The organism is Streptomyces sp. CB02009, assembly GCF_001905825.1.
Lineage (GTDB): Bacteria > Actinomycetota > Actinomycetes > Streptomycetales > Streptomycetaceae > Streptomyces.
In genome coordinates this window covers 1003841-1022880 of record NZ_LIVV01000001.1, presented here as the reverse complement: position 1 = coordinate 1022880, position 19040 = coordinate 1003841, and the positions used below count along the sequence as shown (strand labels likewise).

Genomic DNA, 19040 nt, shown 5'->3' with positions numbered 1-19040 from the left:
ACGAGGCAACCCACGGAGCGTCGTTGCCCTCCTCCGAAGGCGAGAGAGGGGGCTGGGGAGGTCGGCGCGCGCGCTCAGCACATCCCATCCGGACATCCCATCCGGACATCCCATCCGGCGACTTCCGAACTCCCCGAGGCGCCTCACCCGCACCTCCTGCGTTCCCCGCACAACCGATCGTGAGGAAGTCCGTCTTGATACGTGCTACACGCGGCGTGGCCACCGCCGCGGCGTTACTCGCGTTGGCCTCGGTGTCACCCGGGGCGGCCTTCGCGCAGTCACCCGTCCCTTCCGATGGGCCGTCGGCCGCCGCCGCCAGCAGCCGACTCGGCAATCTCGACCTGCCCGAGGGCTGGCAGGTCTCCGGCACCGGGGCCCGTCGCCAGCTGGTGTGGACGGCGCCCGAACCCGTCCCCATGGGCGACGCCCGCGTCACGTTCCACGCCGGCGACCGGCTCCTCGGTCATCCGGTGGCCGCGCGGGACGGCCGCTCCTTCCGGCTGCCCCTCCAGGACCTGCGGCTCACCGAGGGGACTCAGTTGCGGGTCACGGCCGGAGGACGGCGGCTCGACGCCTCCGGTCCCGCCCGCTCCGCGCGTCTCACCCCTTCTGATCCCTCCGGTACCTCAGGTCCCTCCGCCCCGGCCGCCCTTCCGGGCGCCCCGCTCCCCGCGAACGGCGTGGACCCCGGAGTACCGGGGCGCTACCGCCCCGTCAGCGGCGAGTACGACCTCAAGTCCGTGCGGCTGCCCGGGTTCCCCGAGCCCGTCGAGATGCGTGCCACGGTCGTCGGACCGGCCGGAGCGCCCGGGAAGCGGCCCGTGGTCCTGTTCCTGCACGGCCGCCACGGCACCTGCTACACCCCCGGGTCCGAGGACGTGACCGGTGACTGGCCCTGCGCGGTCGGTTCGAAGCCGATCCCGAGCCACCAGGGGTACCTGAAGGCGCAGCGGCTCTTGGCCTCCCAGGGGTACGTGACACTGTCCATATCCGCCAACGGCATCAACGGCCAGGACTTCCGCGCCGAGGACGGCGGTGCCCAGGCCCGCTCCTCCCTCATACGGCAGCACCTGGCGCGCTGGGCCGACTGGTCCGCCGACCGGGCAGCCGCCCCGGCCGCCGTACGCCGCTCCTCCGCCGCGGACCTGTCTCGGGTCCTGCTCGTGGGCCACTCCCGTGGCGGCGAGGGCGTCAACCGGGCCGCGCTCGACAGTCTCACCCCGCCGCCCGCCGACCAGGACGGCTACCGGGGCCCCGTACGGTGGAAGATCCTCGGCACCGTGCCGATCGGACCCACGATCTTCGGCAACAACCCCGCGCCCGACGTGCCCTCCATGACCGTCCTGCCGGGCTGCGACGGCGACGTGTCCGACCTCCAGGGCCAGAACTTCGTCGACGGCACGCGCGGCGTCAGCCGTGGAGCCGCTCTGCACAGCGCGGTCTACATGGTCGGCGCCAACCACAACTTCTTCAACAGCGAGTGGACCCCGGGCCAGGCGCAGGCGCCTGCCTTCGACGACTTCTGGTCCGACGAGCAGACCGACCCGGTCTGCTCCCCCGGCACGAGGACCCGTCTCACCGCCGCGCAGCAGCAGGCCGCCGGCGCCACCTACATCGCGGCGGCCGCCCGGCTGTTCGTCGCCGGTGACGACCGGGTCCGTCCGCTCCTCGACGGCACCGGCCGCCGCGCGCCCTCGGCCGGCCCGGTCCGCGCCCTCAGCCACGCCGTCGGCGCGCACCGCACACCGGCCTTCGTGCCCGGCCTCTCCGCGCTCACCGTGTCCGGCGGCGGCAGGCTCTGCGCCCAGGTCGACCCCGATCCCGGCCGTGCGTGCCTGTCCCCCGACGCGGGTGGTGCCTCACCGCACTTCGCGTACTGGGAGGCCGCGCCCGAACCGGGCCGCGACGCCGTCGCCCTGGAATGGTCACGGCCCGGAACCCCGGTCGCGGTGCGTTCGGCTCGGCCGGTCTCCCTGGCCGGATCCGGCTCTCTCGCCCTCCGGGTGATCGTCCCGCCGAACAGCACGGGCACCGAGCTGGACATCGCCGTGACCGACGCCTCGGGGCGCCGCGCACACCTGGGCCGTACCCGTGTCGACGGGCTCCCGGGCAGCGAGCGGACCACCTCCTACTGGGCGCGCGAGGTACGCGTACCCCTGTCCGCAGCCGTCCGGTCCGACCTGGACCTGAAGCGGATCGCGGCACTCGAGCTGACTCCCCGGACGGCTGCCGGCCGTGCGTGGCTGATGGACGCCTGGGGCTGGCGCCCCGGCACGCCTGCCGTACGTCCGGCCGCGCTGGCGCGTGTCGACGTCGGACGCCTGACGGTCCAGGAAGGCGACTCCGGTGTCCGGACCTACCGGGTGCCGGTGCGGGTGTCGGGCCAGGGCAGCGGCCAGGTGCGGCTGTTCGTGCCCGATCCGGCCACGGGCGAAACCACCTCCCGCACGGTGACGGTACGCCCGGGACGTCATGACATCGACGTCCCCGTCGAGGTACGGGGCAACGACCGCTTCGGATACGACGTCACGCACGACGCCTTCGTCAAGGCGGTGCGCGGCACGGCCGTCGGCGCGCACCGCGGCGGAGTGACCGTGCAGAACGACGACCCCATGCCCAAGGTGACCGTGGCGCCGGTCGCCGACTCCGTGACGGAGGGCGCCGCGCTGACCTGGCGGGTGACGCTGTCCGAGCCGGCCGACGCCGAGATCAGCGGCCACGTCTCGTTCCTGCCGCCCGTCGGCGGTACGGAGCTGACCACGGCGGACCTCGACCAGGCCTGGCTGAAGGAGCAGCTCGGGGAGGTACCGGCCACGCCCACGCCGCTCTCCCAGATCGAGTTCGGCGGGCTGAACCTGCCCGTCTCCGTCCCGGTCGGCGCGACGACCGCTGAGGTGAGCGTGCCGACGGCAGAGGACGCGGTGAGTGAGCCGGCGGAGTCTCTGCGGGCCCAGCTGATCACGTACGACTCCACCTGGGAGCCCGTGCCGGGACCCGAGTTCGTGGGGACGGTGCGGGACGCGTCGTAGGGTGCGCGTGCTCGTGACGTAGCGCGAGGCGGCACGACGTACGGGCGACGCGGCACGACGCGGCACGGCGTACGGGCGACGTGCCACGGCGTACGGGCAATGACGTGCCGTGCCGTGACGTGCCGTGACATCGCATGGAACGGCCGAGGCGGACACCGCTCCCTTCACGGGGCGGTGTCCGCCTTCCGTTGCGCCTCGGGCAGGATGAGTGACCATGACAGATGGGCGGGACAAGCTCGTGGAGCTGTTGCGGCGGGCCGGGCTGGACGTCGTGGGGGGACATCGGGTCGAGGGGGCCGTGAGGCCTTGGGCGGCTTGGCGACCGGTCGTCTCGGCCAACACCGCGCCGACCGTGGCCGTACGGATGGACGCGCCGGAGCTGGTCGCCGAGCTCAACCGGGAGTGGTACCGGCTGGCGGTGGAGCTGGGGGTCATCGGCGCGGACGGCACCTTCCTCATCCACACGGCCGGCAGCGGGCCGGGCGGCCCGTCGAAACGCTGGACGCGGGTGCGGCTCACCGAGCGGTGGGACCTCGCCGGAGTCCTCGGTGAGCGGCCCGGCCGGCCCGAGTTCGTCACGCTCTCCGTGGACGGCGACGCTCTGCTCGGGGCGACGAGTGAGGAGTACGACGTCTGGCTCATCGCGCAGGACCGCTTCGCGGAGTGGCGGGAAGCGGAGGCCCTCGCCGCGGGCAGCGAGACCGCCGACGAACGCGCCGCGGCATGGGAGCAGTTGTTCTGGATGCCGAAGTCCGTGCGGTGGTTGCGTGACGAGTGGGCGCACGGGCTCGCGCTCAACCCTGCCGTCTCCGAGGACCTTCGTGCGGGTCTCCTGGGCCTGTCCCACCACCTCCTGTGGCGTCCCCTCCCGGCCTCCGTCGTCGAGTCCGCGACGGTCCACCCGGACTGGCCGGTACGCGCGCTGCTCGCCGAGGTCCAGCCGAACATCACGGCGGAGCAGTGGGAACGCCTGATCCTGGGCGAGGAGGACCCCCGGAGGCGGTGGATCCTCGCGGTGTACGCGGCAGACCGGCGCGTCGAGCTCACCGCCACCACGTACGAGCGGCTCGCCGAGGACCCCTCCGCGAGGACACGGCAGGAAGCGGCCCGGCTGACCGGTCTGCCCGCCCACCTGCTCGTAGTGCTGGCCCGCGACGTCGATCCCTCCGTACGCGCTTCGGCGTGCCGCGGGGCGGCCTGGTCGCAGCTGGACGACACCGTCCGGTCGGCGCTTCTCGACGACCCCGACCGCACGGTGCGCGTCGCGGCGCGCCTGCGGCACCACCAGGAGCACCCGCTGCCCCGGTCCGCCTACGACGCCGAGGGACTCGACACCAGCGACGCGGCGAGGACGTGCCGACTCGCACGTGATCTCGCCGAGCGTCTGGCCGACCACGGCGACCCCGGTCGGCGCCGCGACCTCGCGGGCAACCCGTGGCTGGACGGCGACCTGGTCGCCCTTCTCGCCCGGGACCCCGACGAAGGCGTCCGCTTCGCGGTCTCCACACGTCCCGATCTCAGCGAGGAGCAACGGGCCGGCATCGCCTACGACTTCGATCCTGGCGCGTACACCAACGCGCTCGACTGGGTCAGCGCGCTGCACGACGATCCCGAGGCCATGCGCCGCCTGGCAGCCTCCTCGCACCCCCTCGTGCGGAGAAGCGTCGCCCGCGCCGAGCGGCTCCCGACGGACGTCGTCGAGTCGCTCGCGCACGACGAGGACCGTGTCGTGCAGCTCTTCCTCGCCGAGTCGTGCGACGACGCGCCCGCCGAGATGCTGCTGCGGGTGTGGCAGTGGTGGACCGGCAGCCTCAGCGCGCCGGGCCGCCCCCGCAGCCATCCGAACTTCCCCCGCCTCGGTCTGCTCCGCCACGCCGACGACCCGAACCCGCGCATGCGGCAACTCGCATTGGACGACCCGGAGTCGACGGTCGATCTCGTGGAGCGGTTCAGCCGTGACAGCGACGAGGAGGTCCGCTTGCGGGCCGCGGCGGACACCCGGCTGGCACCCGCTTCGGCGGTGCGGCTGCTGGACGACCCGTGCGAGCGGGTGCAGCGGGCCGCGGCACGGCACCCGCGGCTGCCGGCGAGGACCCTGGTCCGGCTGCTCCGCAGCAGGGACACCGCGTACGCGGCCGCCCGGAATCCGGGGCTGCCCGAGCCGGTCATCGCACGGATGATCCAGCTGCTGCAGGAAGTTCGGGCCGAGACGCAGAACGGGGCCGGAGGCGACGCTTAGACCTGGCTCCCCCCTCGTCGCTCCCCCTCATCGCTCCCCACTCGCCGCTCTCCACTCGCCCATGATCCGTACGCTCCATCGGAGTGATCACTCGTTCGTGAGTTTCCGCTCGTTCGTGCCCACCACCCCGAGACGCTGGACATCGGCGGCGCGTGACCGGCGTCGCCGTACCGGTGCGCTGTGGAGGGGGAGACGTCATGACGCGGGAAACGAGGCACCGCGGAGGACCCGGTGAGCAGGTGGTGCTCCTGGTCGCCGGGCTGGCCGATGTGGCCGTGGGCACGCTGGGGTCCGCACTCGGAGTCGTACGGGGGCTGACCCGCCGCTCGGACGCGGCGGAGCTGGTCTCGGAGGCCGAGCGCGATCTGACCGCGCGGGGGCGCCTCGTCCTGGACCGCTACGCCGCCGCGCCGCCGGCCCATCTGGAGATTCTCGCCCGGCACGCCCTGGCCCGGCGGGCGGGCGAGAGTGACTGAACAGTGGGAGCCGACCGCGTTCAAGGCGCGGGTCGACGAGGTCCTGCACCGCTTCGTCGCCGACGAGGCCGACCTGCTGGCGGCGGTCGATCCGGCGCTCGGTCCGGTGGCCGAGCAGCTCGAGGCCTCGGTCTCGGTCGGGAAGAGGTTACGGGCCGCGTTCTGCTACTGGGGCTGGCGGGCGGCTCGGCAGCCCGACAGCGACGCGTTGGTGCGGGCGGCGGCCTCCATGGAACTGGTGCACGCGGCCGCCGTCGTCCACGACGACCTCATCGACGACAGCCCCCTGCGGCACGGACGGCCGACCGCCCACATGGCCCTCGCGAGCGCCGTACGGCACCATCCACGGGCCGCGGATGCCGCCCGGTCCCTCGCGATGCTCGTCGGGGACCTGCTCATGTCGCTCGCCGGGCAGCTGTTCGCCACCAGCGGCCTCCCCGCCGCCTACCTCGGCAGGGCCCGCCCGCTGTGGGCGGCGCTGGCCCGCGATCTCGTCGCCGGCGAATGCCTGGAGATCCTGCACACCGGGGTCACGCCGGACACGACGGCCTCGCTGAAGGTGATCCGCTACAAGACCGCCAAGTACACCGTGGAGCAGCCTCTGCTGATCGGCGGTGCGCTCGCCGGGGCCGGCGACCGGCTGCGTGCGGGGTACAGCGCCTACGGGCTGCCGCTGGGAGAGGCCTTCCAGCTCAGGGACGACCTGCTCGGCCTGTTCGGCGACACGCGGCACACCGGCAAGGCCAACGCCGACGACGTACGCGGCCATCGGCCCACCGCGCTCCTCGCGGAGACGTGGCGCATCGCCGGCACCGAGGAGCGGGAGGGGCTGCGCGCGGTCCTCGGCCGGCCCGATCTCGACGAGGACGGTCTGGATGCCGTACGCGGGGTGATGCGGCGGCTCAAGGCACCCGAACGGGTCGAGCACATGATCGCGGCGAGGGTCGAGGAGGCGCTCGGCGCGCTCCATGACCTGGACGTACCCGCGCCCGCGGCCCACGCCCTGACCAGCTTGGCGCATGCGGCCGCGGTACGCCTGTCCTGACCGGGTGGGGCGGCAGCGGCCGAGAACCGGTCCGTCCGCAGCTTCTCCAGAGTGCTCATCCCCCACACAGAAACGAAGGATTCTCCCCCGTGCTCCACACCGAGACATCGATGGACGCCCTCCGACAGAGCGGCGACGAACTCGCCGACGCCACTGTCGCCGCTCTGTTCGAGCGCGGCGAGATGGGCACCTTCAACACCTTGATGCGCTTCTTCTCCACGGCCGGCGCGCCCCTTCCGGACGGATTGCCCGACGTCGCCAAGGAGTACCTGGAGGCCACGAGCGCCCCGCCGTCCTGGGTGGACTGGGACGAGATGGAGCGGGCGCGGCTGTTCTTCATCGACAACAACGTGCACATCGCCACCGCCCTCTCGTTCGCCTCCATGCCCGCCTGCTATCTCGTCCCCCATGTGGCGAAACTGCTGTCGACGACCCACGGGCTGAACTACCCCTCGACGCGCATGGCGGCGACCGGCCAGTTCACCGTGTACCTGATGCGGCCCGACGCCTTCGAGGCGGGCAGCCGTTTCCTCCCGGCCGCGCAGAAGGTGCGACTCCTCCACGCCTCCATCCGCCACCACCTCACGCGCGAGGAGCGCTGGGACGTCGGGACCCTGGGGGTCCCGATCTGCCAGGAGGACATGATCGGCGGGCAGATGTTCTTCTCGCTGCTCGTCCTCGACAGCCTGCATCGCCTCGGCATCCACATGTCGCAGGAGGGAGCGGAGGCGTACTACTACGCCTGGCGTGTGGTCGGCGCCATGCTCGGCGTCGACCAGGACGCCGTCCCCACGTCGCTCGATGAGGCGCGCCGGTTCCTCGACCAGTACATGGTCCGGTACATGGGACCGTCCCCGGAGGGCGTCCACCTGACCCGGCAGCTCATCCAGCTCTACGAGGAGGTCGTACCCGGGACGCTGCTCGACCCGGTCGTGGGGGCCCTGGTCCGGTACCTCGTCGGCGACACGAGCGCCGACTGGCTGGAGGTGCCGAGCACGCCCTGGGACACGGTCGTCAAGGCCGTGCCCCATCTGCTCGGCGTCCTGGAGACCATCGAGGACCGCTCACCGCTCGGCGCCTGGGCCCTCGACCGGCTCGGTCACCTCACGACGGTCCTCGAACTGTCCTCGCTCACCCGGGGACGCGTGATGCAGTACGCCGTCCCCGAACACCTCAGGAAGGAGTACGGCGTCCCGGACGCCCGGTCCCGCACGCGCCGCTGGACACCGCCGGCGGCCACCACGCCCGCACGGTGATGGCGGACCGACCGCCCGCCCGCCTCGCGATCGGCAAGGGAGTGCTCCGCCTCCTGTCCCTGCAAGCCGCGGATCGCTCCTGGGAACTTGCCGTCTCCGAGGCGGACATCGCTCTGGTCCGCGCCGCGCTGCGCGGGCACGGGACCAAGGGCTAGAAGGTTTCCCTACGGTGAGGCGCATGAGGGCGGCTCGCTCGTACCGGATGGTCAACCGCGCTAGTGCCACAGCTCAGGAGCCCCGGCAATCCCCCCCCCCCCCCGCAGGTCGCCGGGACAGACAACGCTGCCGTACAGCAGAACCCGCTCAGGCCGACCGCTCGGAAGGATGGCCACCTCGTAACTCTCCGTACGAAGTGCATGCGTGATCCCCCGAATGATGTGGATCACGCAGCCTAAGGATTGAGCGAGGCGAGGGTATGCCCCGGCCGTACAGCCACGGGGCTCCGGGGGGGGGGGAGGTTGCTGAGTGGTTCCCGATCCGCCCGGCTCGCCACGACCCACCCGACTCAGACCTCCCCCGCCCCCTCCTCCCCCAGACCGTCGGGTTTGGAGCATGATCCAAGATTTACGTGGATGTTGCATGAGGTCTTCTGCGGAATACGCAGCTCCGCAATAGTGGCGCGCACAGCGGAAGTTGGTTTCCGCATGACAGAAGTCCGCTACGGAGGAGTGCCCGTGCCGCACGCCGCCCCACCAGCTCCACCCGCGCCGTCCCGCGCGCGCCGCGCAGCCCGTCTGCTGCGCACCTCGCTCTTCGCGCAGGTCGCCTGCGCGCTCCTGCTCGGAGTCCTCGTCGGGCGGCTGTGGCCCGAGGCCGCAGCGGCCGCCCAGCCGCTCGGCGACGGATTCGTCCGCCTCATCAAGGCGATGATCGCCCCGCTCGTCTTCTGCGTGGTCGTCGCCGGCATCACCAAGGCGGGTGACCTCAAGGCCTTCGGCCGCATCGGCATCAAGGCGCTGATCTGGTTCGAGGTGGCCACCACGGTCGCCCTCGTCCTCGGCCTCCTGGCCGGCAACCTGGCTGGTCCCGGAGTCGGGATGAACGTCGACCCGTCGAAGCTGGACGCCTCGGCCGTCGAGGAGAAGACCGGCGGCGGGGAACTCCCGTCGACGTCCGAGTTCATCCTGCACTCACTGCCCGACAGCGCGGTCGGCGCCTTCGCCGAGAACTCGCTGCTCCAGGTCCTCGTCCTGTCCTGCCTCGTCGGCGCGGCCCTGCTGCACCTCGGCCACACCAAGGTGCCGGCCGTCCTGCCCGTCATCGAGCAGGCGCAGGAAGTCGTGTTCGCCATCGTCGGTTTCATCATGAAGCTCGCCCCGCTCGCGGTCTTCGGTGCGACGGCGCATCTGGTCGGCGAGTACGGGCTCGGGGCGCTCTCCACGTACGGGAAGCTCATCGCCGTCTGTTACGGGGTGGCCCTGCTCTTCCTGCTCGCCCTGGCACTCGCACTCAAGGCGCTCACCGGGCTGAGTCTCTGGAAGTTCGTCCGCTACACCCGCGAGGAGATGCTCCTCGCCCTCGGTACGGCCTCCAGCGAGACCGTCATGCCGCGCATGATGCAGAAACTGCGCGCCGCCGGCTGCAGGGACGACGCGGTCGGGCTCGTCCTGCCCACGGGCTACTCGTTCAATCTGGACGGGGCCTCCATCTATCTGTCAGTCGGAACGCTCTTCATCGCCCAGGCGGTGGGCGTCGACCTGACGCTGGGCCAGCAGATCACGGTCGTCCTGGTCCTGATGCTGACCAGCAAGGGCATGGCCGGCGTCCCCGGCTCTGCCTTCCTCGCCCTCTCCGCGACGGCGTCCGCCCTCGGCGTCATCCCGGCGGGGGCCGTGGCCCTGCTGCTCGGCGTCGACCGGATCATGGACGCGATGCGCGTCGCGACGAACCTGCTCGGGAACTGCGTGGCGGTCCTCGTGGTCTCGCGCTGGGAGGGCGCGCTCGACCGGGTGACGGCCAAGAAGGTACTGAACGGCGAGATCGAGTTCGTACCGGAGAGCACGTCCGAGGCCGGCGCCGGGTCGGAGGGCGAGGCCGTGGGACCGCCGGTGGTTGCGGAGACCGCGCCGCCGGAGGCGAAGACCCTGCGGGGGTAGCCAACTAGCGGGACGGAGGGGAGGTTGTGGGGCACGGCCGACAGTTGCGAGCCGGGCCTCGGACCGAAACCCCTCTCACCGGGACTGGGTCTCCTGCTGGTGAAAGGATCGCGGCATGGCTGCTGACACGTCCGATGCCGACACCGATACCGACACCGATACCGATGCCGATGCCGATGCCATGGCTCACAGTGCATTGCTGATCCGCGCCCGTGAGCTGTGGGAGACACTGGCCGACGCTCCGGTGTCGTTTACGTCGCCCAGTGAACCCACTGGTCCCGCTGGTGCCACCGAGGCTTCCGGTCCCACCGGTCCCACTGTGGTCGTTTCACCGACCTCCGCGCTGTGCCCGGCCTCCTGGGCCGGCATCGTGGTCCTGGGCAGCGCGGCGATCGCCACCGCACCCACGGAGAGCGCCGCCCTGGTCCTGCGCCGCGCACTCGCTTCGGTGCCGGTCACATCGCTCACCCGGCCGGAGATCGTTCGAGCCGTGCTTCCGGTGGCGGACGTGCTTGGTCCGGCAACCCTGGCGTACCTCTCCAGCGCCGAGTTCCGCCCCGCATCGCACCCGCAGGGCGCTGCCGAGCCACTGGCATCCACTCATCCCGACGTTCAGGGGCTGTTGCGGTCGGCCGAACCGGGCGACTTGGCGGAGAGCGGCATGGAGGAGATCACCTCTCCCGCCTTCGTCGTACGCGAAGGAACGGACGTGGTGGCCGCGGCGGGGTATCGCGCCTGGCCCGCCGAGACCGCGCACGTCTGCGTCCTGACGCATCCACGGTGGCGGGGCCGTCGACTCGCCCGCCACACCAGCTCCGCCGCAGTGGCACACGCACTGGCCGCAGGTCTCCTCCCCCAGTGGCGAGCCCGCCCGCCGGCCTCTCGAAGGGTCGCCCAGTCACTCGGGTTCCGGGAGTTGGGCAGTCAGCTGAGCATCCGTTTGGAGAGGGACGCGCCAGGCGGCACACACGGGTGAGCTACTGGGCGACACACGAGACCTGCCGGCCGAGTGGGTCAGCCGGTCTTCATACAGTCGCGGCCGGGCACACCAGCGACCGCAGGCAGGGACGGTGCGTGACGTCCCCACCGCACACGCGCCGTGTCCCCGACCGCTTCAGAGCGTGCATCGGACGTGCCTTAGGTTGACTGACGTGAGTGTGCGGGAGCGCCGATATCGATACGTCGGACCGGTCGAGCTGAAAGCGGCGGTCCGGCCTGGTGACGGCGGGCGCCGGATCAGGTCGACGGCTTGCTTCGACGAATGGATCGCTGAGCGATCGGCGGTGGAGTTGGCAGAACCGTTCACTTTCGTGGTCGACACGGAGGGTGTACTTCGACTGGCGCCTCGACGTAGTGAGCATGTGGCCTGCGCCGGCGGAGACATGGTTCTGAGTGCCGGTGAGATCAGCTTCGCGCGCGAGGCGGGCCGGTGGATCGTGGGTGAGGTCAGCAACCAGTCCACGGGGTACTGCCCGGACGTCACCTCGTGGCCGGCAGTCGCTCGTGCCGTGGACGACGTGGGGCTCGGGCGGCCCTCCGGCTTCACCCACGAGGTGGTGTTCCGGCGGTGCCCTGACTGCCAGGAGCACAACATCGTGCGCGAGGGCGACTTCGTCTGCGTCTTCTGCGGCAGCGATCTGCCCACGGCGTGGAACGTGGGTCCCCACGCGTGAAGGCCGGTTGTCACACCGCTCTGTGACCCGAGCTCACGAGGGGAAACGGGTCAGGACGAGCAGGACACCGTGACCACAGCGTCACCGGCGGCCCCAACGCACGGCTGGTGCCAGTGGCAGCTCCTAGGGTGCGCTGGTATTCAACGAGGAGGTTCCATGGGCTTTTCCGGTCACCTGGTCTTTGCACGCAACGATCACCCGCTGCTGGAAGCGCCCGTGTTCGGCAGTAGTGATCCAGTGCTGAGGGACGACGTGCACGAGTGGTGGACTCGACCGGGCGGCTGACAGACCCCTGCAGTTGAGCCAAGGCATCTGGGAGGACGAGTACCTGCTCGCCCTTGTCGAGCGGACCGGTGCACCAGCTTGCGTCGCAGACGCCTCCGACAGCGGCATCGCCCTCGTGACCGGCCTGGACACCAACGGCCGACGCTGGCAGGCATGGCTCAACCTGGACAACGCTGCGGCTCTCCTCGTCGAGGAACCCGAGGACGTGGACGACGTGAGTCTGTGGTCGGCCACCCCGGAGTTCGTAGCCGCCGTCGGAGCCAAGCACGCCGAGCTCGACGCGGAACTACCGACCGACGCCGCAGGAGCTCTGGCGTGGGCCTCGGTGGCTGGGGTCCAGAAAGCGGCGCAGCAGTCTCGGATCAAGGAACTTCTGCGTGCACGCGAGACCTTCGTGGAGGAGCTGTTCGACGCGCTGCTGGATGAACTGGGCTTCCCAGAAGCCACCCAGGCTTCATCTCAACCGTAAGAGACGACGTATGGGGTAACGGAGGTTGGGGCCCGCGTTGAGAGTCATTGCGTTGCGTCCAAAACGGGTCCAGCCGGCCCCGGAGTGCGGAACAGCCGTGTTGTCAGTGGCCCGGGATACGGTGCGACGTGATGGGCCGGACGGAGATCGTCAGGGACTCGCGGCCATGGGGGGTGGGTCGGACAGACCCCGGCAACCAGCTCGGGACTGGAGGTACCTTGCCATGTCCCCACCCCCCACCTCCCAGCTCCCTGCCCTGAGAGCGGAAGAGGATCGCATGGTGGCGAGACGGCCAGGAAAGCCCCCGGCACCCCCATACCACCAGTCCGCCGTCGACGCCGAAAGCCGACTGTGGTCCCGGATGCCTGACGTCGCCTTTCGCCGCACGGACAAGCGGCCCCCACTGCAGCCACGGTCTGAGACATCGCTTCTTGGACGTGATCGTCGTCGATCCATACTTGACAGATCGGGTCAAGCGGTTTGATGCCGGACGAGTTGTGGGTGCTGATCCGTCGAGTGATGCCGCCGCCGGTGGCGATACGTCCGCAGGGTGGGGGCCGGCGCCGGACAAGTGGCCGTGAGGCCCGCACGACAGCCAGTGCCTTCTGCCTGTCTCTCTTGGACCCGTCCGTGAGATCGTCGTGCTCGTGATCGAGTCTTGGGTGATCAATGACGACAGCCCTGCCCCTGTGTCGTCGGCGGGGGTTGTGGAGGCTCTTCGGCCGAGGATCGACAGTGAGCGGCTAGAGACGTGGCTGACCAGTTCGTCTGGACGGTTGCTGGCCTTCGTGACGAATGCCGAGCGAGCGATGGTGGTGCTGTTCGAAGGCGAGGGTGATCCCGGTGAGCACACCGTGGCCCCCGGAACTGCGGGTCGAGCGACGGGTTCGTCCTCTCCAATGGGCAGGGCGACGAGTATCCGGATGAGGACACCGTCCCCATCCGTGAGGCGTTCAGGCTCGTGGAGCACATCGTTGGCAGGGGCTCTTGGCCTGCGGACGCACGCTGGGTGGTCGATCGCTGAGCGGGCTATCGCGATGCCCGGATAAGGATCGCGGCGCGATGGAGCGCGGCCTGGAAGGCGATGGAGGGCTTGTCGGTCCGCATGGCCAGGCCGCGCCACGGCTTGAGGCGGTTGATGGATCGCTCGATCGCGTTGCGCTGCTTGTACGACTCCGCGTTGAGAGCCGGCGGGCGACTGCCCGCACTGCCTCGCGGTAGCCGGTGGCCGATCCGATCGGAGGGCTGACGGTTTCGAAGGCCGGGGCGTCGCCCGCCTGGCCTGCGGTGGCGCGGATTGGCCAGGGGCCGTGCACGGGCGTGACTGGCGAGATGGATCTTCGTGCTCAGGCCGCCGCGGGAGCTCCGAGGGCGTGGTCGTCGATTTCGCCCCGGCCTGGAGCCCCCTTTCCCCGGCGTCGGCGGAGTTCCTGGTGAGGGTGTTCTGTAAGTCAGTCGAGGATGATGGCGGGGTGTTGGTCAAAGTTGATGCAGTTCAGCCCGCCCCGTCGGGGCCCCTGGCTGTCCGAGTGCACTCGGCGGTGGGCACCGTGGTGGTGCTTTGGCAGGGAACCTCTGAGGCAGTCGGGCGAGAGCACTACGTCGAGTGGACTGTGGATGAGGACATCGCCTGGATGGTGAACGCGTGGCCAAGTGCCTCTGGTGTCTCTGAGCTGCAGGAAGACTGCGACCGCATCGTCCTTCGTGGCCAGTTGAGCCTCTTCGAGGACGGAGGGGTTGTCCTGGACGTCGGTGGCACTCAGATCCTGTTCGATCTTGGCGACCCGCCGCTGCCGGAAGGTGCTGACGGATCGTGGGTTGAGGTTCGTGTGGCACGGGAACACGTCACCGTCTGGCCCGTCGAGGTGTGACTGGCCGCGGGCGGTCAGGTGTCGCGCCAGTCCGGAGTGGATTCACGGGTGAGCCGGCGGCTCATGAGGTCGACCATCGCGATACGGATCATGCCTTCAGAACGGTGCGTGTGGGTTTCGTAGTCGCGGGCCAAGGCCAGGAGGAGGCCGAGGGTGTCGACGCCGATGTGGCGCTTGCGGCCCGCAATCTTCTTGCCTGCGTCGCTACCCTGGCCTGCGGCCGGGACGCTGGCGGACGTCTTGATGCTCGGGGCGTCCAGCACGCAGGCCGTAGGCTCGGCCTCCCGCCCCTCGGCTTCGCGCACCAGTCTGCGGAGGAGGCCGTTGATGAGCTGGTCGAATACGCCGTCCTTCTGCCATGCCGCGAAATACCCGTAGACGGTTTCCCACGGTGCGAAGTCGTGGGACAGGTAGCGCCAGGTGATGCCGGTGCGGTTGTCGTAGAGGACCGCGTCCATGATCCGGCGAAGGTCATGTTCGGGTGGACGTCCGATGTCCAGGCCCTTCCTTCTCCGCCCGGCGCGCCAGGCCGACAGAATCGGTTCCGGCAGGCCCCACCGGGCCTCGGGCAGGTCACTCGGATACGGCCGTTGTCGTTGGCGCATGTTTCGGTACCACCGGCTGTCGGTACCTCCACAGGCAGGGCGCAAACGGGGCTGAGCGGGGGCGCCCTGGGATCGGACGGGAGCGAAGGACTCTAAAGGGACCGGCATCCGCAGTCAGCAACCACATCTGACACGCAAACACCATGCACTGCAGTCACCTCACGGCAGCCACCCACCCGGGCTCGGGATCAAACACCTTCGCCAGGACCAAACGCTCTGTCAGACGTCGTTTCGCTTGGTCAGTCGTCGTAGATGAGGGAGTGTTCCGGCTTGCGTTCGTGGCGGTAGTAGAGCTGGTGGCAGCCAGCAGTGCCGTACCTCGACGGTGAACGTCGACATCGGTCATTCAGCGAAGTCGCCGCTCGCGCTGCCACCGTCGACGAGGGCAATCTATGGCCGGGTTGGAACTCCCTGGCCGCAGCCCTGCGTCGCCGTTTACGCTCCGCCCATGCGCAGTGTCTACGTATTCCCCGCTGGAGAGTCGACCGCGACAGCCGCGCGGCTTGACCGGCTAATGCCCGGCAAGAATGGATACTGGACGGACGGGGAGCTCTACATCGACATCGAGGACGAGCAGGACGGTCCCCTGTTCGGCGGCTGGGATCCCGAGGACGTACGCCTGCTGGACTCCGTGCTCGACCACCGCCCGACCTGGGACCTGTTGGTCAGCGTCTCCAGCCACCTCGACGGTACTGCCGAAATCCGCAGTCTCCTGTCACACATCCTCGAAGCCGGCGGCGTCGCCATCGACGACTACTCCGACCACTGCTGGACGCTCGAAGAGATAGACACCGAGTGCAAGATCGACGGTCTGGGCTTCTTCGACTTCCGTACCCACGCTGCACGGCACGGCCACCCACCTTGGACTATCGCTCGAGCAACTTCAGGGAGGCAGGACTAGGGGGTGTCTTCTGGATCAAGGCCGGGGAGAGTAGTGCCTGGTCTGAGGGAGGCTGGCCCGGCATCATCGCGGCATGGGTAAGGACATCTGGGGCTTCATCGAGTGCCAGCGTGACTATCGAGACCATGAGGCGGACTCGTTCTGGCACGCCACCATCGACCTGGACCACCTGAAGGTGCCGAGAAATTACGACGCCTTTGGCGCTCTGTTCGGCGTCTGCGACAACGAGCAGTTCGTGCCGGTGGCTCCCGTCCGTGGACTGCCTGCCGACGTATCGAACCGTGTCCGCGACGGCCATGAGACGACGGCCGGGCGAAGCGCGAGCTGGGTCAGCTGGACGGAGATCAAGCGGGTCGACTGGGATGAGGAGTCCGCCGAGCCGGATGCCTACATCCACGAGTACTACCTTGATCCGCAAGGCGACTGGCAGTTCCTCCAGCGGCACTACTCCGCCCCTCAGCGATTCGTCCAGCTCTGCGGACAGTCGGCCCGCATCGCGTGTCATCCCGGCATGCACTTCCCGGAGGGCTCCCAGTGGATCGATGGAGACCAGATGTTCCGTGTCGAGCGCCTCAGGCGCCGCGACGCAGTGCCGGACCATGAGTGGGGCCCCGTCTGGACCGTCATGAGAACCCTCGCCGAACTGCACGGCGACGACGACGTGAGGCTGGTCGTCTGGTTCGACGACTGACGTCACCTCGGGGCCCAGATGAAGATCCCGGCGATGTGGAGCGCAGCGAGGTAGATCGTTGCGGTGTTGTCGTATCGGGTGGCGAGTCCGCGCCATTGCTTGAGGTGGTTGATGCATCGCTCTACGGTGTTGCGCTGTTTGTAGGCGTCGCGATCAAACGCGGGAGGCCGACCTCCAGTCTTGCCGCGGCGTATGCGATTCGCGACCCTGTCCGCAGGCTGAGGAATCACCGTTCTGATGCCATGTCGTCTTAGGTAGCCACGAATTACGCGAGACGAGTACGCCTTCTCCGCCAAGACCACGCGCGGGGTTGTACGGGGCCGACCGAGACACGAGGCACTCGCAAGCGGGCCATCACCTGCTCAGAAGCTGATGCGTCACCGGCCTGGCAAGGCGTGACGGTGAAAGCGAGCGGACGACAGCAGCTGTCCGCGACGAGGTGGATCTTGGCGGTCAAGCCGCCGCAGGAACGTCCGAGGGCATGATTATCTGGCTCACCGGCCGGGGCCCCTTCGACAGGCCCCGGCGGCGTGCCGATGAGCCCGGACGATGGTGGGGTCTACCGAGACGATCCACTACTCCGTGCCCAAGTCGTTGGGGACATCCCGGTCGACTCCACCATCGTCCGTGCGCATCAGCGTTCGGTCGCGGCGCCCGGACCGATCCGGCTCCGAGAAAGATCGGCCAGGCGGTGCTAGCCGTTGACCCTGTGTTGGAGGGCCGTCTCGCCGGCCGCCTCCCCGAGTTGTCGTGCCATCTCTTCGACGATCAGGTCGGCGGCTTCCAAGGAAGCAGCACCCTCGACGTGTACCGCCCAAGTGCCCGCGAGCTCCCATGAGACCGAGATCAGAGCTGTTCCTGTACGGAAGGAGTGATCCCCCTCCGCTTCGACCGACTCGCAGACCAGTGAGCGAGGCCGGAGGAGCGTCGCGTAGTCGGTCCCGGGCAGCGCGGGCCAATCGTTCCCGCTGGCGGTGCTGATCGTGTAATCCGCCTCGACGGGGCCATGCGGACGCTCCTGGGCAGTGAGCTCGGCGGCGTCCCGCGCGGAGCCGTAGGGCATCGGCTCGTTCGCGTCCACTGTCCACGGTGCCGGGTACCTGGCGTGGCACTCCGTGCACCGAGCAACGAACGTCCCGATCTCCGGGTTCGTCATGATGCTGTAGTGCGACGAAGGCAGCGCGCGCATGATGTAGCCGTTTGCCACTGTCTCAAGCGCCGGCCATTCGGGGGAGCACTCACACGGTCTGGTTTTCGCGAACGTCTCGTCGCCGGGTGCCTCGTGGGTGTGCCTGAGCGTCTTGAAGAGCCTTCTCAGCGGCCGCACGAGGCCTCCTTTCGTGACAACCCGACGCGTTGATCACGCAGGCCCCATGAGCGGGACAGGCTACCCCCGAGGCACGCCGAGCCGCTCATGTTAAGGAGTGCCCGCAGCGTCGTACGCAGGTGGAGGACGCTCCGTCTGGTCGGATCGCGGGCGCCGAGGGCGGGCGCGCTCCCCCAACGCCCCCTGATCGCCCTGGAGCGGCGTCAGGCCGCCGTCATCGTGGGCAGTACCGGCGTGAAGCTGTCCCAGCGGGCGATCTCGCAGCCGTCCGTGCGGTTGAACGTGGCGTCCACCGGGCGGCCCGCCCATGTGCCCGTGACGTGGGCCGTGGCCGGGCCTCCGTACTGCATCGTGCAGAGGGAGTCCGGCTGCGGCGGTGCGAAGGGGTCGGTGCCCCACGTCGTCACTTCGTCGAGTCGGTCGCAGGCCGCCTGCGGTGCGCGGTGCGTGCCGCCCGCCGGGTGGCAGGTGAGCTCGAACGTGCCGTCGGCGGCCGGATCGCCGCTGTGGGTCACCGTCAGGGTGAGGTGGTCCACGGGGGCCGGTGCGACGCCGGAGGCGACCGCGGCGGTGGAACAGGTGGAGAGGGCTGCCAGGGACAGGGCCACGGCAAGGCGGGTGAAGCGCGGCATGGACGACTCCGGGTCATGAGGGCCGGCGCGGCCCGGGGCGGCGGGCCGGAGCAGCGCCGACCGGGGGTGGCGGTCGTGGTCGGTGACGGGGTGCTGTGCGGAAGTGGTTCCTCCGCCATCACCCAACCCCGGTCTACGCGAAGAGGTCACGCCGGAGGGGCCTCCGGCACCACTCCTCGGGCCTGATCACCCCGATGGCTCACCGGTCCTTCGGCCGCATCTCCCTACCGCATCACGCTCCTGGTCGTGGGCCTCGGGGCGCTCTCCGGTGCTGTGCGGGATCTGTGATCAGTCATGATGACCGGGGACCGAAACAGACCAGTTCCGTGCAGTCCCGTTCAGTCTGGTCCAGGCCGATTCGGTTGAGTTCAGGTCAGTTCCATCCATTTCAGTTTTCAGATCAGAACAGAGCAGACCCGGAGCGGTCCTTCTCGCGCGGCCGCGG

At 69.8% G+C, this 19040-nt stretch carries 16 protein-coding genes and 2 pseudogenes; 13 read left to right on the top strand and 5 right to left on the bottom strand.

The genetic code is table 11. The annotated features are described in order from the left end of the window. The first annotated feature begins 194 nt into the window (after positions 1–194). The 10 genes from AMK27_RS04525 (at position 195) to AMK27_RS04485 (ending at position 12568) form a co-directional block, all read left to right on the top strand. Positions 195–3029, top strand: coding sequence for a S9 family peptidase (locus tag AMK27_RS04525; protein WP_073902686.1), 2835 nt, complete (start codon positions 195–197; stop codon positions 3027–3029). Between the two features lie 214 nt (positions 3030–3243). Continuing rightward, positions 3244–5268: a PE-PGRS family protein gene (locus tag AMK27_RS04520; protein ID WP_073902685.1), complete on the top strand. Its 2025-nt coding sequence runs from the start codon at positions 3244–3246 to the stop codon at positions 5266–5268. A gap of 197 nt (positions 5269–5465) precedes the next feature. Then, positions 5466–5744 (top strand): polyprenyl synthetase, encoded by a 279-nt coding sequence (locus AMK27_RS04515; RefSeq protein ID WP_073902684.1) that lies wholly within the window; start codon positions 5466–5468, stop codon positions 5742–5744. Further along, the gene (locus AMK27_RS04510) at positions 5737–6789 is read left to right on the top strand and encodes a polyprenyl synthetase family protein (protein ID WP_073902683.1); all 1053 of its coding nucleotides are present in this window, start codon (positions 5737–5739) and stop codon (positions 6787–6789) included. The genes AMK27_RS04515 and AMK27_RS04510 overlap by 8 nt, the downstream gene beginning before the upstream one ends. Before the next feature lie 89 nt (positions 6790–6878). Next, a complete protein-coding gene (locus AMK27_RS04505) occupies positions 6879–8045 on the top strand; it encodes an oxygenase MpaB family protein (RefSeq protein ID WP_073902682.1) in 1167 nt (388 codons plus the stop codon). Continuing rightward, positions 8042–8200 carry a hypothetical protein gene (locus AMK27_RS42625; RefSeq protein WP_158076895.1) on the top strand — a complete coding sequence of 53 codons (159 nt, stop codon included), beginning with the start codon at positions 8042–8044 and terminating at the stop codon, positions 8198–8200. The genes AMK27_RS04505 and AMK27_RS42625 overlap by 4 nt, the downstream gene beginning before the upstream one ends. A 579-nt stretch (positions 8201–8779) precedes the next feature. Further along, positions 8780–10141 (top strand): cation:dicarboxylate symporter family transporter, encoded by a 1362-nt coding sequence (locus AMK27_RS04500; RefSeq protein WP_073903941.1) that lies wholly within the window; start codon positions 8780–8782, stop codon positions 10139–10141. A gap of 115 nt (positions 10142–10256) precedes the next feature. Then, a complete protein-coding gene (locus AMK27_RS04495) occupies positions 10257–11117 on the top strand; it encodes a GNAT family N-acetyltransferase (protein ID WP_338014282.1) in 861 nt (286 codons plus the stop codon). A gap of 175 nt (positions 11118–11292) precedes the next feature. Further along, complete coding sequence (locus AMK27_RS04490) at positions 11293–11814, top strand: hypothetical protein (protein WP_073902681.1); 522 nt, start codon at positions 11293–11295, stop codon at positions 11812–11814. Between the two features lie 298 nt (positions 11815–12112). Then, entirely contained in the window at positions 12113–12568 is a 456-nt protein-coding gene (locus tag AMK27_RS04485; RefSeq protein WP_241847297.1) for a hypothetical protein, read from the top strand. A 1029-nt stretch (positions 12569–13597) separates the two neighbouring features. On the opposite strand, the pseudogene AMK27_RS04470 reads toward AMK27_RS04485, so the two are convergent. Next, positions 13598–14004, bottom strand: a pseudogene (locus AMK27_RS04470) (IS5/IS1182 family transposase); the annotation flags it as partial. Here AMK27_RS04470 and AMK27_RS04465 point away from each other — a divergent pair. Further along, the gene (locus AMK27_RS04465; RefSeq protein ID WP_241847296.1) at positions 13942–14439 is read left to right on the top strand and encodes a hypothetical protein; all 498 of its coding nucleotides are present in this window, start codon (positions 13942–13944) and stop codon (positions 14437–14439) included. The pseudogene AMK27_RS04470 and the gene AMK27_RS04465 sit on opposite strands and share 63 nt — an antisense overlap. A 14-nt stretch (positions 14440–14453) precedes the next feature. Here the strand turns inward: AMK27_RS04465 and AMK27_RS04460 are convergent, their stop codons facing one another. Then, entirely contained in the window at positions 14454–15044 is a 591-nt protein-coding gene (locus tag AMK27_RS04460; RefSeq protein ID WP_073902680.1) for a transposase, read from the bottom strand. A gap of 448 nt (positions 15045–15492) precedes the next feature. Here AMK27_RS04460 and AMK27_RS04455 point away from each other — a divergent pair, with 448 nt between their 5' ends. Together AMK27_RS04455 and AMK27_RS04450 are read left to right on the top strand one after the other, a co-directional pair. Next, entirely contained in the window at positions 15493–15945 is a 453-nt protein-coding gene (locus tag AMK27_RS04455; protein WP_143204808.1) for a hypothetical protein, read from the top strand. A 73-nt stretch (positions 15946–16018) separates the two neighbouring features. After that, positions 16019–16636 (top strand): hypothetical protein, encoded by a 618-nt coding sequence (locus tag AMK27_RS04450; RefSeq protein WP_073902678.1) that lies wholly within the window; start codon positions 16019–16021, stop codon positions 16634–16636. A gap of 2 nt (positions 16637–16638) precedes the next feature. On the opposite strand, the pseudogene AMK27_RS43415 reads toward AMK27_RS04450, so the two are convergent. The 3 genes and pseudogenes from AMK27_RS43415 to AMK27_RS04435 all read right to left on the bottom strand — a co-directional run. After that, positions 16639–17211: pseudogene (locus AMK27_RS43415) on the bottom strand (IS5 family transposase); the annotation flags it as partial. A gap of 119 nt (positions 17212–17330) precedes the next feature. Beyond that, complete coding sequence (locus AMK27_RS43410) at positions 17331–17963, bottom strand: hypothetical protein (protein ID WP_241847295.1); 633 nt, start codon at positions 17961–17963, stop codon at positions 17331–17333. A gap of 203 nt (positions 17964–18166) precedes the next feature. Further along, entirely contained in the window at positions 18167–18595 is a 429-nt protein-coding gene (locus AMK27_RS04435) for an SSI family serine proteinase inhibitor (protein WP_073902677.1), read from the bottom strand. Positions 18596–19040 lie beyond the last annotated feature (445 nt).